General features: G+C 72.2%; 12 protein-coding genes and 1 pseudogene. 5 read left to right on the top strand and 8 right to left on the bottom strand.

Going from position 1 to position 13,648, the window contains the following annotated elements:
• Positions 1-3: 3 nt before the first annotated feature.
• Positions 4-528, bottom strand: a complete 525-nt coding sequence (locus ACILR4_RS01985) for a hypothetical protein (protein ID WP_395699140.1) — start codon at positions 526-528, stop codon at positions 4-6.
• A 13-nt stretch (positions 529-541) separates the two neighbouring features.
• Positions 542-2,344 (bottom strand): oligoendopeptidase F, encoded by a 1,803-nt coding sequence (pepF, locus tag ACILR4_RS01980; RefSeq protein ID WP_395699139.1) that lies wholly within the window; start codon positions 2,342-2,344, stop codon positions 542-544.
• A 66-nt stretch (positions 2,345-2,410) separates the two neighbouring features.
• Between pepF and ACILR4_RS01975 the strand changes: the two genes are divergently transcribed.
• Entirely contained in the window at positions 2,411-3,037 is a 627-nt protein-coding gene (locus tag ACILR4_RS01975) for a tRNA-uridine aminocarboxypropyltransferase (protein ID WP_395699138.1), read from the top strand.
• Positions 3,038-3,582: 545 nt separating this feature from the next.
• Here ACILR4_RS01975 and ACILR4_RS01970 read toward each other — a convergent pair.
• The 3 genes from ACILR4_RS01970 to ACILR4_RS01960 all read right to left on the bottom strand — a co-directional run bounded on the left by ACILR4_RS01970 (position 3,583) and on the right by ACILR4_RS01960 (position 5,511).
• Positions 3,583-3,921 (bottom strand): YciI family protein, encoded by a 339-nt coding sequence (locus ACILR4_RS01970; RefSeq protein WP_395699137.1) that lies wholly within the window; start codon positions 3,919-3,921, stop codon positions 3,583-3,585.
• A gap of 31 nt (positions 3,922-3,952) precedes the next feature.
• Entirely contained in the window at positions 3,953-4,255 is a 303-nt protein-coding gene (locus tag ACILR4_RS01965) for a hypothetical protein (RefSeq protein ID WP_395699136.1), read from the bottom strand.
• Between the two features lie 167 nt (positions 4,256-4,422).
• A complete protein-coding gene (locus ACILR4_RS01960) occupies positions 4,423-5,511 on the bottom strand; it encodes an alpha/beta fold hydrolase (RefSeq protein WP_395699135.1) in 1,089 nt (362 codons plus the stop codon).
• Positions 5,512-5,765: 254 nt separating this feature from the next.
• Here ACILR4_RS01960 and ACILR4_RS01955 point away from each other — a divergent pair, with 254 nt between their 5' ends.
• Both ACILR4_RS01955 and ACILR4_RS01950 read left to right on the top strand, forming a co-directional pair.
• Positions 5,766-6,476 (top strand): enoyl-CoA hydratase/isomerase family protein, encoded by a 711-nt coding sequence (locus tag ACILR4_RS01955; protein WP_395699134.1) that lies wholly within the window; start codon positions 5,766-5,768, stop codon positions 6,474-6,476.
• Positions 6,477-6,676: 200 nt separating this feature from the next.
• A complete protein-coding gene (locus ACILR4_RS01950; protein WP_395699133.1) occupies positions 6,677-9,022 on the top strand; it encodes an ATP-binding protein in 2,346 nt (781 codons plus the stop codon).
• Positions 9,023-9,047: 25 nt separating this feature from the next.
• On the opposite strand, the gene mgtA is transcribed toward ACILR4_RS01950, so the two are convergent.
• The 3 genes and pseudogenes from mgtA to ACILR4_RS01935 form a co-directional block, all read right to left on the bottom strand.
• Positions 9,048-11,555, bottom strand: a complete 2,508-nt coding sequence (gene mgtA, locus ACILR4_RS01945) for a magnesium-translocating P-type ATPase (RefSeq protein WP_395699132.1) — start codon at positions 11,553-11,555, stop codon at positions 9,048-9,050.
• A 22-nt stretch (positions 11,556-11,577) separates the two neighbouring features.
• Complete coding sequence (locus ACILR4_RS01940) at positions 11,578-11,778, bottom strand: universal stress protein (protein ID WP_395699131.1); 201 nt, start codon at positions 11,776-11,778, stop codon at positions 11,578-11,580.
• A 154-nt stretch (positions 11,779-11,932) separates the two neighbouring features.
• A pseudogene (locus ACILR4_RS01935) lies at positions 11,933-12,097 on the bottom strand (universal stress protein); the annotation flags it as partial.
• A gap of 209 nt (positions 12,098-12,306) precedes the next feature.
• Between ACILR4_RS01935 and ACILR4_RS01930 the strand changes: the two are divergent.
• Both ACILR4_RS01930 and ACILR4_RS01925 read left to right on the top strand, forming a co-directional pair.
• Entirely contained in the window at positions 12,307-12,651 is a 345-nt protein-coding gene (locus ACILR4_RS01930) for a DUF1302 family protein (RefSeq protein ID WP_395699130.1), read from the top strand.
• Positions 12,605-13,648, top strand: a 1,044-nt coding sequence (locus tag ACILR4_RS01925) for a DUF1302 domain-containing protein (protein WP_395699129.1), incomplete at its 3' end; no start/stop codon positions are given. The genes ACILR4_RS01930 and ACILR4_RS01925, both read left to right, overlap by 47 nt.

Raw genomic sequence — 13,648 nt, 5'->3', positions numbered from 1 at the left:
GCGCTAAAGACGCGGCAGATCGATCGGCAAGGCGGCCGACACCACCAGCACCCGCAGCGGCCGCGCATAGCCCGGGCTGCGCGCGCGCAGCATGGCCAGCAGTGCCGCCAGCGCAGCAGCGTCCGGCTCGTGCAGCATCAGCAGCGTGGGCCGGCGCGGCGAGAACGCCGCCGCCGGGCCCGGCGGTCCTTCGCGCCACCAACCGCAGTCCCAGGGGCTGGCGGGCTGGATGTCGCGCCCGGCCACCAGCTCCTGCGCCAGGAGTTGCAGCCGCCACAGCCGTCCGCGCCAGCGGCCAAGCCGGGCCAGTGCGTGGCTGCCGTCCAGTTCGCAGGCCACTGCATCCAGCGCGGCCACCAGGCCGGTGCGCGACACGAGGCCGGCCACGCGCAGCGGCTCGGTCATCCGCGGCCCGGCGCCCGCTTCGCACCAGGTACGCAGCGTGCCGAGCAGCGCCGCATCGACCGCGGTGCTGCCCGCCTCGGGCGCACGCATCAGCGCATTGTCGAAACGGCGGGGCAGGCGCATCGTCTCGCGACCCTCAATCGAAGGACTGCTCCAGCTCGTCGATCAGCCGGCCCACGTAGGCCACCGCGTCGTGGATGGGCTGCGGCGAGGCCATGTCGATGCCGGCCAGCTGCATCAGTTCCAGCGGCGTGCGCGTGCCGCCGGCCTTCAGCACCTGCAGCCAGCGCTGCACGGCGGCCTGGCCTTCCTGCTGCACCCGCAGCGACATCGCGGTGGAGGCCACCAGGCCCACCGAATAGGTGTAGGGGTACAGCCCCATGTAGTAGTGCGGCTGGCGCATCCAGGTCATGCGCGCGCCGTCGTCGATCTCCACCGTGTCGCCCCAGAACTTTTCCAGGATGCGGCCCTTGCGCTCGTTCAGCACCGCCGCGGTGATCGAGCCGCCGCCTTCGGCCAGCGCGTACACCTGGCGCTGCAGTTCGGCTTCGAGCAGGTGGGTGACAAAGTTGTGGTGGTAGGTGCCCAGTACCTGCATGATCACCGAGCGCCGCAGCCGCGTTTCCTGGCTGCGCGCCAGGATGTGCTGCGCCAGCAGCATCTCGTTCATGATCGACGGCGCCTCGACGAAGGGCATCGCCGGCCGGGTGTTGACGAAGCGCTGGTGCTGCATCGCCAGCCCGAAGTGCCCGCCATGGCCCAGCTCGTGCGCCAGCGTGAACACGTTGCGCATGGTGTTCGACCAGGTGATCAGGATGTACGGGTGCACGCCGTAGGGCGACGCGCAGAACGCGCCCGAGGACTTGCCGATGTTGTCGGCCCGGTCCACCCAGCGCTGCTGCATCGCGGTGCGCGCGAAGTCCACGTACTCAGGCCCCATCACCGCCAGCGCCTCGAGGATCAGCGCGCAGCCGTCCTCGTAGGTCATGTGCGGATTGAACTCGGGGTCCAGCGGCGCCTTGATGTCGCAGTACAGCAGCTTGTCCAGCCCCAGCACGCGGCGGCGCAGCCGGGCATAACGCTGCATGTGGGCTGCCAGGCCAGCCTGGATGATGTCCAGGATGTTGGTGTAGACGGCCTGCGGAATCTTGTGCGGCTGCAGCAGGAAGGCCTCGGTGCTGGGGTACTGGCGCAGCCGCGCCAGCGTGACGTTCTTGCTGACCTCGGTCGCGAAGGTGGCGGCATAGGTCTGGTTGTAGGCCTTCAGCCCGGCGCTGAACGAGGCCCAGGCATGGCGCCGCACGCTGGTGTCGGCATGGCCTTCGTAGTTCGATTCGAAGCCGTTGACCGAATTGGCGTACACCGTGCCGGCCGCGTCGGTGAAGGGCGCGAACTGCAGGTCGCTGGCCTTGGAGCGGTTGTAGATCATGTACGGCGCGTTCAGCACCTCGCCCAGCGAGGCCAGCACGCGCTCGGCCTCGGCGCCCAGCCGGTGCGGGCGCAGCGCCAGCAGGTCGCCGAGGTAGGTGTTGAAGTCGGCCAGCCCCGGCTCGGCGGCGATGAACTGCTGCAACAGGCCCTCCGGGAAGGCCAGGATCTCGGCGTCGACGAAACTGGTGGCCGCCGCCACCCGCGCCTGCAGCGCGGCCACCCGGGCCACTGCCGCCTGGTGCTGCGGGTTCGTGCCGTCCTGCGCATTGCGCAGGTGCGCGAAGCTGCCCACGCGCATCAGCCGCGCCTGCACCGATTCCACCGCGTTCAGGCAGGCCAGCAGCGTCGCCGCGCGCTCGCCCAAGCGGCCCTGGTAGCCGGCCAGCGCCTCGCGCGCGGCGTCCACGCCCTGGAACTCGACGTCCCACGCGGCATCGTCGGCGAACAGGTCGCTCAGGTCCCAGGTGGTTTCGACAGGAACGTCGGCGCGCGAAAGGCGGTTCTGCATGGGTGTCGGTGTGCGAGGTGGGGGTTGGCGCATTCTGCGCGAGCGCCGGCATGCGACGATGCCCGCGTGAGCGACAGCCCATGCCCCACCGCCCGCGCCACCTGCGCGCGCTGCCTGCGCCCGCAGGCCACCTGCCTGTGCGCGCTGGCGCGGCCCACGGCCCACCGCACCGAGGTGCTGGTGCTGCAGCATCCGCAGGAACAGCGCCAGGCCAAGAACAGCGTGACGCTGCTGCGCCTCTCGCTGGCCCGCTGCGAGGTGGTGGTGGGCGAACGCTTCGCGCCTGAGGCCTTGCAGGCGCTGCTGCACCGCCCTGGGCGGCACACGCGGCTGCTGTACCCCGAGGTGCCGGCCGCGCCGGCGCCGGCGGTCCCGGCCATCTCTTGGGACCTGCCGGTGCGGCTGGTGGTGATCGACGCCACCTGGCGCAAGAGCCTGCGCATGCTGCTGGAGCACCCGGCGCTGGCGGCGCTGCCCAGGCTGAGCCTGGCGGCGCCGGCACCGACCTGCTATCGCGCCATCAGAGCGGCCAGGCGCGCCGACCAGGTGTCGACGCTGGAGGCGACGGTGCAGGCGCTGGCAATGCTCGAGGGGCCGGGGTTTGACGGCGCGCCGCTGCTGGCGGCGTTTGGAGGATTTGTGGCGGGAGTGGCGGCGAGGGGCGGGGTCCGGGGCAAGACGGATTGTCTGTAGCCTTTCTTCTTCGCTCGGCTCGCCATTCGCCGCTTTGCCAACGCAGGGAATTGTGGATTCGCACCCGTTGCCGCAGCGGTCCCTACGCAGGAGGAAACGGGTCGCAGTCGGTCGCGATGGGGTCGACCAGTGGCCGTTGCGGGCCACGAGCCGCCGCTCGCCAGCGTCGGCTTTCGGCGTTGCCTGTGAGTCGTCTCACCTTGCGGATCCAGAGGGTGGACTCTGCGCAGGTGACGAGCGCACTGGCCATGACCGCACGGTCAAACCGCAGCCCGACAAGCAGTGACACGCACCGTCGCGCATCGGCGAGCGTGGTGAAGCACGATGCCGGTCAGCCCGGCCGGCACGACGATGTGGCCGGCGAGCGAGTGGCTGCCGGGCTGGTTGATGAAGAACGGGAACGACAGCCTGTTGTCGCCCCCGAGCAGGTCTGGGCTTGGGTGGCGCCGACCAGGGACAGGGATGCGGCGATGGAGAGACGAACGAGTTTCATGAGGGTCTCCTGGGGGGACGGAAGGACGAGGAAGGTTGGGTGACGGCACACGTCAGGCGGCTGCGGCGTTCCGCCGCTGCGCGTCGAGTTCGGCGCGCAGCGCGCCGGGCGTGGCTTCGGGCACGACCTGGACGCTCTGCCAGACCTGCACGGTCTGGAACAGGCCGCTGCCGAAGAAGGGGTCGGCCTCGAGGTGGGCCTCCAGCGCCACGCGGTCCGGCAGATCGAGGATCATCAGGCTGCCCACCGGGCGGCCATCGGCGCCGAGCAGCGGGCCGCCAAAGCGGAAGACCGCGGTGTGGCCGGCGACGAATTCGAGGTGCGGTACGCGGGCCTGCGTGCGCAGGGCCTGGCTGTCGGGCCGGTCGAGGGCCTGGACGATGAAGAGCATGGGGTCTCCGGTTCGAAGCGTTGGCGGGAGATCAGGCGGCCAGTCGCGCGGGCGGCGGCGTGAAGTCGGCGCCCAGCCCGCTGCGCAGCGTGTCCATCTGCGCCTGGCCGACGGTGGCGCAGTGCTCGGACCGCACGTCGCACAGTCCCTGCACGGCGGCGGCGAGCATCTGCATCCGCTTGGCGCGCTGGCCGCCGAGGTCGGCCGGGAACGGCAGGCGCAGCGCCGGGTCGATGGCGAACATGCGGCCGTAGAAGGCCCGCGCCACGGCGTCGGCCTGCGGCGCGAGGCGGGCGAAGCTCGATTGCACGAGCGCGATCTTGTCGGGGGTCATCGGCATCTCCTGGGGTGGGCGTGGGGCACGACGGGTGTCGCGCTGGGTCGCCATTACAGGGAAATTCGCCGGGCCTGCCATGAGGCAGGCGCCCTGATCTGCAGGGCTGAGACCAGGACAGTTGTCCCGGCCGGCTCACGCGGCCGGGCCGCCGCTGCGCGGTGACCTCAGCCCGGAGGCTGGCGTCCCAGGCCGGCGTCGCGTGCCCAGACGATCAGGCGGCCACGGCTCGTGACGTCGAGCTTGGCGAAGATCGCGCTCACGTGGTTGCGCACCGTCTTCTCGCTCATGAAGAGCGCGGCCGCGATCTCCTCGTTGTCGAGGCCGCGGGCGATCTGTTCGAGCACCTCGCGCTCGCGCGGCGTGAGCGCCGCGAGGTCGCGACCGTCGCGCGGGGCGGGCAGCCCGCCGTGCTCGGCCAGGAAGGTCTGCACGGCGTCGACCAGAACCGGCCAGGCGGGCTCGTCGGCCTGCAGGTCGTGATTGGCGCTGTCCAGCGGCACGAAGCGGGCACCATCAATGCGCTGGGCCAGCAACTGCCCCTGCGAGAACGGCACCAGATCGTCGCGCCGCGCGTGCAGCACCAGCACCGGGCAGCGCAACTGGCCGAGCAGGTTGCTGACGTCGATATCCCAGAAGAGCCGCGTCAGGCGCTGGGCCTGGTCCGGCGTGGCCGAAGCGCGCTGGATCGCGCAGTACGAGGCCAGCGCCTCGGCCGGGGCCTCGGGCATCGCGCGTGTGGCGAACACCTGCCGGTAGGCCGGGCTGTCCTGCCCCCAGCCCAGCTCGATGAGGTTCAGCAGCAGCTGGCGCTCGGCGGCGTCCTGCGGGGTCGGATTGCGCACCGCCCGGCCCTGCGCGTAGGTGCCGCACAGAACCAGCGCGCTGACGCGGTCGGGATGACGCGCCGCGTAGGCGATGGCCAGTGGGCCGCCGTGGCAGAAGCCGAGGATGGGAAGGCGAGACAGGCCGGCCGCATCGACCACCGCCGCCAGGTCGCCCACCAGTCCCTCGAAGCTCAGCACCGGCGGCTCGCGCTCGGACAGACCGAAGCCACGGCCATCGAAGCGCGTGAGCTGCCGGCCGTCGGACAGCAGCTTCAGCCAGTGGCGCCAGAGGGGGCTGTCGCGATCCTCGTCGAGATGCGACATCCAGTTCGCCGACTTGACGATCGGCGGCCCGTGACCCACCTGCTCGAAGGCGATGCGCACGCCGTCGGCGGTGGTGCAGTAGCGGACGATGGGCGGACCGTGCATGGGCCGAGTGTGCAAGGACGAGGACGCAATCATGCGACAGGCCGAACGCCGACCGGGAACTCGAGGCGAAGGGCCGCTACTCGGCGCCCGCTCACAGGGGGTTGATGTCGCCTCAGGGTCGCAACACGACGCCGGTGGCGTTGAGGGTGGTCACCCGCTGCCGATTGGCGAGCCGATGGCAGGTCGCGGCCTCTTCCGCCCGCGCGCATCGCCTGGCAGACAGGGCCACGGCTGCATCCTGCTACGCTGCCCCCATGCCCGACCCCACCCTGCTCTCGAGCCTCGACGCCGGCGTCCTGACGCTGACGCTGAACCGGCCCGCCAAGCTCAACGCGCTCGACAACCCCCTGGCCGCTGCCTTGCTGGAAGCCCTGCAGGCCGCCGCCGCCGACCCCGATGTCCGCGTGATCCGCCTGCGCGGCAACGGCCGGGCCTTCTGCGCCGGCCGCGACATCAGCGCGCCGCCCACCGAGCGCGACCTCGAGTTGGTGCAGGCCGTGGCCGTGGCCATCGTGCGCAGCCCGCAGCCGGTGGTGGCGGCGGTGCATGGCTGGACCGTGGGCGCGGGCTTCGAGTGGGCGATGGACGCCGATGTGGTGCTGGCCGCGGACGATGCGCGGTTCAAGCTGCCCGAGGCATCGATCGGCGTGTTCGTGACCGGTGGCCTGGTCGCCACCTTGCCGGCGGCCGCCGGGCTGGCGCGGGCCAAGGCCCTGATGCTGCTGGGCGAGGTCTTCGGTGCCCGGCAGGCCGTCGAGTGGGGCCTGGTGCATCGGGCCGTGCCGCTGGACCAGCTGGACGAGGCGTCGATGGCCGTGTGCCGGCAGCTCGCGGCGCTGGACCCAACGGTGGTGGCGCACTACAAGCGCGTGCTCAATGCCATCGGGCTCGACCGCTTCGACCGGGCGGTCGAAGCGGAATCGAACACGACGCGGTCACTGGCGAAGAGTTCGACTGGCGAATAACGCGTGATCGGCGCGGCCACGCGGACCGGGGCCGCGGCGCCGGCGCTTCCCGTCCGGCGCGGCAGCAGCGCACAATGAGCCGAGTCCCACCGCGCCGCTGCCTTGTGACCGCCGAACCGCCACTCTCCCCACGCCCGGAGCCGGCGCCCCGCCCGGGCAGCGCCGTCGGCGCCGCGTCCGCCGGCGGCCCCGCCTGGCCGATGGGGCAGGCGATCGCGCTGCTGGCCGGACCGGCCGCGTACTACCTGCTGGCGCTAGGCTGCGTCCATCTGTCGCGGCTGCCCAACGACATCTCGACGATGTGGCTGCCCGACGGCTTTGCCAGCGTCTGGCTGCTGCTGCAGCCCCGGGCGCGCCGGCGCTGGCTGCTGCTGGCCTTCGCCGCCACGATCCCGCTGGCCAACCTGAGCTATGGCGACCCCTGGCGCGTGGCGCTGTCCTTCGTGCCGGCCAACCTGCTGCAGATTGCGCTGTCGGCCTGGCTGATCGATCGCTGGGTGCAGCCGGCGCAGGCGGTGCTCGATCCCTTGGCGCTGGCCCGCGCGCTGGCGCTGGCCGGCGTGCTGCCGGCGCTGGCCGGCGCGACGCTGGCCACGCTGACGGTGCCGGTGCTGCTGGGCACGGCGCTGGGCCCTTCGGTCGGGCACCTGTGGCTGTCGTGGCTGGTCAGCACCTTCTTCGGCGTGGTCACCACGCTGCCGCTGGGGCTGTGGGTGCTGGCGCGCGGTCCGCGCTTCGAGGGCCGGTTCTCGCTGGCCAGCCTGGCCGCGCTGTCGGTGGCGCTGGCCTTTTGCGTGGCCGGGCCGCTGTGGTTGCCGCATGCCTTCGCCTATGTCACGGTGGCGCTGGTGGCCACGGCGCTGATCGGCGGCTTCGTCGTCGCGGCGGTGGCGGCGCTGCTGGCCTCGGCGGTGTTGAACGCGATGCTCGCCTACGGCCTGATGCCGGGCGCCAGCGATGGCACCTCGGGCGCGCTGCTGACGCTGCTGCCGGTGCTGCTGTCGGTGGTGCCCACGGCGCTGATCGGCGCGCTGCGCGAGGGCCTGCTCGAGCAGCTGCAGCGCATCCGCGCCGGCGAGGCGCTGGAGCGCTCGATGCTCGATGCCTCGCCCGCGCTGCTGGGACTGCTGGGCGCCGATGGCCGCATCCTGCGCCTGAACGCGGCCGGCGCGCAGCTGCTGGGCGCCGCCGAGCCCCGCCAGGTGGAGGGCCGGCTGATCCAGGACTTCGTCGAGCCCGCGGGCACGCAGGCCACGGTGAGGACGCTGGACGGCCGCCGCCTGCGCGCCGAGCAGCACCGCGCGCCGGTGCGGCTGGCCGACGGGGAAGGCGCCACGGTGCTGGCGCTGCGCGACATCAGTGGCGAGCTCGAGATGCAGCGCCTGCGCGAGGAGGCGGCGCGTATCGAGGCCGACAGCCGCGCCAAGAGCGAGTTCCTTTCGCGCATGAGCCATGAGCTGCGTACGCCGCTGAACGCCATCCTCGGCTTCGCCCAGGTGCTGGAAGCCACGCTGGGCGTCGACAGTCGTGAGCGCCAGCGCGAGCAGCTGCAGCACATCCAGCAGGCGGGCTGGCACCTGCTGGCGATGATCGACGACGTGCTGGACCTCTCGCGCATCGACGCGGCCGGCGCCGCGCCGCGTCCGCAGCCGGTGGCGCTGGATGCCGCGCTGGCCCAGGCCAGCTCGATGGTGCAGGCCGAGGCGCAGCGCAAGGGCGTCGTCATCGGCGGCCTGCCGCTGCCCGCGGCCGCCTGGGTGGTGGCCGATCCGCTGCGGCTGCGCCAGGTGCTGATCAACCTGCTGAGCAATGCCGTCAAGTACAACCGCGACGGCGGCCAGGTGCAGGTGAGCGCCGGGGCCGAGGGCGCCCACTGGCGGCTGCGCGTGCAGGACACCGGCGTGGGCATAGCCCCTGCCTACCAGGCGCAGGTGTTCGAGCCTTTCAACCGGCTGGGGCAGGGCCACTCCGGCATTCCGGGCACCGGCATCGGGCTCACCATCACGCGGCGGCTGGTCGAGGCCATGGGCGGCAGCATCGGTTTCGAGAGCACGCCGGGCGTTGGCAGCCGCTTCTGGTTCACGCTGCCAGCCGCATCGCCTGTCGGTGCGGTCGGCGCGGTGGGCCCGATGGGCGCCGGCGCCGTGCCAGCGCACGCCGAGCCGGGCCCGCTGCCGCGCGGCCTGCGCGTGCTGTGCGTGGAGGACCAGCCCGCCAACGGGCTGATGCTGGAGCAGGCCCTGGCGCTGGACGGCCACCAGGTGCGCCATGCGGTCGATGCCGAAGGCGCGCTGCGGCTGCTGCGCGAGGAGACCGTGGACCTGGTGCTGACCGACCTGCAGTTGCCTGGCGCCAGCGGCCTGCTGCTGCGCGAATGGATGCGGGCCGACCCCGCGCTGGCCGGCATCCCCTGCATCGCGCTCACCGCGCAGGCGCTGCCGGCCGACCGTGCGGCAGCGGCCGAGCTGGGCTTTGCGGCCTACATCGTCAAGCCGGTCGACCTGGGCCTGCTGCGCCGCACGGTGGCCAGCGCGGTGCGGGGCTGAACGCGGGCCCAGGCGCGCAGGCGCCTCATCGCCCGGCCACGAAGCGCCGCAACGCGTGCTTGGCCAGCTCGGCGCTGAGCAGGTAGCCCAGCGTCAGCACCAGCGCGCCGCCGGCCACCGCGCCGCTCAGCGGCACGAAGCCCAGCAGGCCTAAAGCCGGCAGCCAGGGCAGCGCGCAGGCCAGCGCCACGACCGCCAGGCTGCCCAGCGCCAGGGCCGGCGAGGGGTGGTCGCGCCAGGCGGGCTGCGCGGTGCGGATGACGAAGATCACCAGCACCTGCGTGGCCAGCGACTGCACGAACCAGGCGGTCTGGAATTCGGCGGCGCTGACGTGCAGCACGGCGTACAGCCAGCCGAAGGCCAGCAGGTCGAACAGCGAGCTCAAGGGGCCGAAGCACAGCATGAAGCGGGTGATGGCGGCCACGTCCCAGCGGCGCGGCTGCTGCAGCTCGGCCTCGGCCACGCGGTCGGTGGGAATGGCCAGCTCCGAGAGGTCGTAGAGGAAGTTGTTCAGCAATATCTGCAGCGGCCGCATCGGCAGGAAGGGCAGGAACAGCGCGGCCGCGGCCATGCTGGCCATGTTGCCGAAGTTGGAACTCGTGGCCATCTTCAGGTACTTGTCGACGTTGGCCGCGGTGCGCCGGCCTTCCACCACGCCGTCGGCCAGCACGCCCAGCTCGTGGCGCATCAGCACCAGGTGCGCGGCCTCGCGCGCCACGTCCACCGCCGAGTCGACCGACAGGCCCACGTCGGCCGAATGCAGCGGCGGCGCGTCGTTGATGCCGTCGCCCAGGTAGCCCACCACGTGCCCGTCGGCGCGCAGCGCGCGCACGACGCGGTTCTTCTGCTCGGGCGTCACGCGGCAGAACAGCGTGGTCTGCGCCGCGGCGGCGCGCAGCGCGCGGTCGTCCATCGCGGCGATCTCGGGGCCGTTCAGCACGCCCTGCACCGGCAGCTTCAGCTGTGCGCACAGATGCCGCGTCACTTGTTCGTTATCACCGGTGATGACCTTGGGCGTGATGCCCAGCGCGATCAGCCGCCGCAGCGCCTCGGCCGCGCCGGGCTTGGGCGGGTCGGTGAAGGCCACGAAGCCGGCGAAGACCAGGTCGCGCTCGTCCGCGGGCGAGACATGCTGCACCGTGGGCTCGACCTGCCGGCTGGCCACCGCGATCAGCCGCAGGCCGTGCGCGCCGCAGGCCTCGAAGCGCTGCAGGATGGCCGCGCGCGCGGGCTCGTCCAAAGGTTGCGGACCGGCCGGCGTGTCGTGCGCCTGGCAGCGGCGCAACACGTCTTCCGGCGCGCCCTTGGCCACCAGCAGGCGCGCGCCGTCCGGTCCCTGCAGCAGCACCGAGACGCAGCGGCGCTCGAAGTCGAACGGCACCTCGTCGATCTTCTGCCAGCCGTCCGGCGCGGGCTGGCCGTGCGCCAGGATGGCGTCGTCCAGCGGGCTCTTCAGGCCGGTCTCGAAATGGCTGTTCAGCCAGGCCAGGCGGAACACGCGGTCGCTGGGCGCGCCCTGCGGGTCGAACACGCCGTCCACCTGCATGCGCGCTTCGGTCAGGGTGCCGGTCTTGTCGGTGCACAGGATGTCCATCGCGGCCAGGTCCAGCAGCGCCGACGGGCGCTTGGCGATGACCTGCTCGCGCGCCAGGCGCACCGCGCCACGGGCCAGCGTGACCGAGAGGATCATCGGCAGCAGCTCGGGCGTCAGGCCCACCGCCAGCGCCAGCGCGAACAGCAGCGATTCCTGCAGCGGCCGGTGCGCGGCCAGGTTCACCAGCAGCACCACCAGCACCAGCGCCAAGGTGGCGCGGGTCAGCATCAGGCCGAATCGGCGCGTGCCGCGCTCGAAGGCCGTGGGCGGTGGCGTCTCTGCCAGGCGCGCGGCCAGCTGGCCGAATTCGGTGCGCACGCCGGTGGCGCACACCAGCAGCCGCGCCGAGCCGCTGACCACCGAGCTGCCCTGGCGCAGGCAGGCCTCGTCGCCGCTGGCCGCGGCATGCTTTTCCACCGGGTAGGCCTCGCCGGTGAGCGCCGATTCGTTGACGAAGAAATCGTGCGCCTGCAGCAGCCGGCCGTCGGCCGGCACCAGCTTGCCGGCACTCAGGTCCACCACGTCGCCCGGCACCAGGCGTTGCGCGCTCAGGCGCTGGGCGCGGCCGTCGCGCCACACCTCCACGCGCAGGTCCACCCGGCCCTGCAGCGCCTGCACCGCGCGGCCGGCATGGCCTTCCTGCACCAGGTCGAGCGTGACGCTCATCGCCACCACCAGCGCCACCACGCCGAAGCTGATCACATCGCCGGTCAGCGCCGAGACCAGCGAGGCCGCCAGCAGCACCAGCACCAGCGGGTCGATCAGCCGCGCCAGCAGCCGGCGCCAGAACGGTGGCACGTGCGGCGGGGCGATGCGGTTCAGCCCCACGCGGCGCAGGCGCTGCGTGGCCACGCGCTGCGCCAGGCCTTCGGGCGCGGCGTGCAGCGCGGCCAGCAGCGCCGGCAGCGGCTGCTCGCGCCAGCGCGGCGGCGGGTTCATCGCGCGGCGGGTGGAGGGCGGATCAATCCTTCGCGTCCGGGTTGCGCACCAGCAGCACTGGCACCGGGCTTTCGCGCAGCACCTGCTCGGCATCGCTGCCCAGCGCCATGCGGCGCAGGCCGCGGCGGCCGTGCGTGCCCATCACGATCAGGCGCGCGCCGCAGGCCTTGGCTTCCTGCAGGATCGCGTCGCTGACGCGCTGGCCCACCTCGCAGCGCACCACGCTGTCGGCCTGCAGGCCGGCGGATCGCGTCGCTGACGCGCTGGCCCACCTCGCAGCGCACCACGCTGTCGGCCTGCAGGCCGGCGGCACGGGCCTCGGCCACCGCCTCGGCCATCAGCTTCTCGCCGGCGGCCTGCCAGTCGGTCAGCAGGCCTTCGATCGGCACGTAGGCGCCCACCTGCGTCACCAGCATCTGCGCGTCCACCACATACAGCAGCCGCAGCGCGGCGCCCAGCTTCTTCGCCAGCGTCTGCGCCTCGGCAAAGCCGCGCTGCGCGGTGGGGCTGCCGTCCAGCGGCACGAGGATGCAGTCGTACATCAGGGTTCTCCTGGGGGTCGGGATTTGGCGGGCAGTGTGGGTGCGAGCCTGCGGCCCGGGCTTGCGCTGTGTCAAGCGACCGGGGCGGTGGGGAGGGGGTCTTGGCCCCCCGTCAAGAGGGGGGGAGGGCCGGGGGCCGACTTCCAGAATTTCTCGCACAGCCCCCGCACACCGCGCCCGAGGGCCGAGCACAACACTCTGGAGACACGATGCGCCCGACCCCTTCTTCCCTTCACACCGGCCGCATGCACGCGCTGGCGCTGGCCGCCTGCACCGTGTTGGCCGGCGGCACGGCCCAGGCCTTCGAGATCGACCTCGGCCGGCCCGACCTGACGCTGCGCTGGGACAACAGCCTGCGCCTGAACTACGCGCAGCGCGTGGAGCAGCGCGATCCGAAGATCGGCAATTCTGGCCGGCGGCACGGCCCAGGCCTTCGAGATCGACCTCGGCCGGCCCGACCTGACGCTGCGCTGGGACAACAGCCTGCGCCTGAACTACGCGCAGCGCGTGGAGCAGCGCGATCCGAAGATCGGCAATTCCGCATTGGCCGATGAAGGCACCTACAGCTTCGACAAGGGCGATGCCGTGGCGCAGCGGGTGGACCTGCTGAGCGAGCTGGACCTGGTCTACAACAAGCGGCATGGCCTGCGCGTCAGCGCCACCGCCTGGTACGACGGCGCGTACAGCGGCGCGAGCCACAGCAACCCGAATGCGCCGCTGACCAACATCCCCAGCTACGTCGGCAAGCAGTACAGCAGCACCACCAGGCGCCTGTACCGCGGCGGCACCGGCGAGATCCTGGATGCCTTCGTCTTCGGCGCGGTCGACCTGGGCGAAGTGCCGGTGAACCTGAAGCTCGGCCGGCACACGGTGTACTGGGGCGAATCGCTGCTGCTGGGCGGCAACCTGCACAGCATTGCCTACGCGCAGAACCCGCTCGACCTGCAGAAGGGCTTTGCCACGCCGGGCACCGAGGCCAAGGAGCTGTTCCGGCCGCTGAACCAGCTGTCGCTGCAGTCGCAGGTGACCGAGACCTTGTCGCTCGCCGCGCAGTACCTGCTGGAGTGGGAATCCTTCCGCTACCCCGAGGGCGGCACCTACCTCGGCCCGGTGGACTTCGCATTCAACGGGCCGGACCGGCAGTTCCTGTCGGCCGCGCTGGGCTTTGCCAGCCGCACGCCGGCGGCCGAGCCGAAGCAGCGCGGCGAATGGGGCCTGGCCGCGCGCTGGAGCCCGAACTGGCTGGACGGCACGCTGGGCTTCTACTACCGCAACTTCGCGGACAAGATGCCGCAGACCTTCATCACCGCGGCGGCGCCCGGCAATGCCAGCCGCTATACCCTGATCTACGCGGACCACATCGACCTGTTCGGTGTGAGCCTGGCCAAGAACATCGCCGGCATCAGCGTGGGCGCCGAGCTCTCGATGCGCCGCAACACGCCGCTCACCAGCCAGGTGCTGGGCATCTCGCCGGGCCTGCCGGCGCAGGGCGAGACCAAGGGCCCGCGCGGCGACACCTGGCATGCGCTGCTCAACGGCCTGGGCACGGTG

Origin of the sequence: Aquabacterium sp. (assembly GCF_044226965.1) — a bacterium.
Lineage (GTDB): Bacteria > Pseudomonadota > Gammaproteobacteria > Burkholderiales > Burkholderiaceae_C > Pseudaquabacterium.
The sequence above is the reverse complement of the archived record's forward strand: the minus strand, read 5'-3'. Positions and strand labels throughout refer to the sequence as shown.

What these genes read in the sequence shown, in the direction of transcription:
- ACILR4_RS01985 (WP_395699140.1), bottom strand. Translation starts at nt 528, where the DNA reads ATGCGCCTGCCCCGCCGTTTCGACAATGCGCTGATGCGTGCGCCCGAG.
- pepF (WP_395699139.1), bottom strand. Translation starts at nt 2,344, where the DNA reads ATGCAGAACCGCCTTTCGCGCGCCGACGTTCCTGTCGAAACCACCTGG.
- ACILR4_RS01970 (WP_395699137.1), bottom strand. Translation starts at nt 3,921, where the DNA reads ATGCTCTTCATCGTCCAGGCCCTCGACCGGCCCGACAGCCAGGCCCTG.
- ACILR4_RS01965 (WP_395699136.1), bottom strand. Translation starts at nt 4,255, where the DNA reads ATGACCCCCGACAAGATCGCGCTCGTGCAATCGAGCTTCGCCCGCCTC.
- ACILR4_RS01960 (WP_395699135.1), bottom strand. Translation starts at nt 5,511, where the DNA reads ATGCACGGTCCGCCCATCGTCCGCTACTGCACCACCGCCGACGGCGTG.
- ACILR4_RS01955 (WP_395699134.1), top strand. Translation starts at nt 5,766, where the DNA reads ATGCCCGACCCCACCCTGCTCTCGAGCCTCGACGCCGGCGTCCTGACG.
- ACILR4_RS01950 (WP_395699133.1), top strand. Translation starts at nt 6,677, where the DNA reads ATGGGGCAGGCGATCGCGCTGCTGGCCGGACCGGCCGCGTACTACCTG.
- mgtA (WP_395699132.1), bottom strand. Translation starts at nt 11,555, where the DNA reads ATGAACCCGCCGCCGCGCTGGCGCGAGCAGCCGCTGCCGGCGCTGCTG.
- ACILR4_RS01930 (WP_395699130.1), top strand. Translation starts at nt 12,307, where the DNA reads ATGCGCCCGACCCCTTCTTCCCTTCACACCGGCCGCATGCACGCGCTG.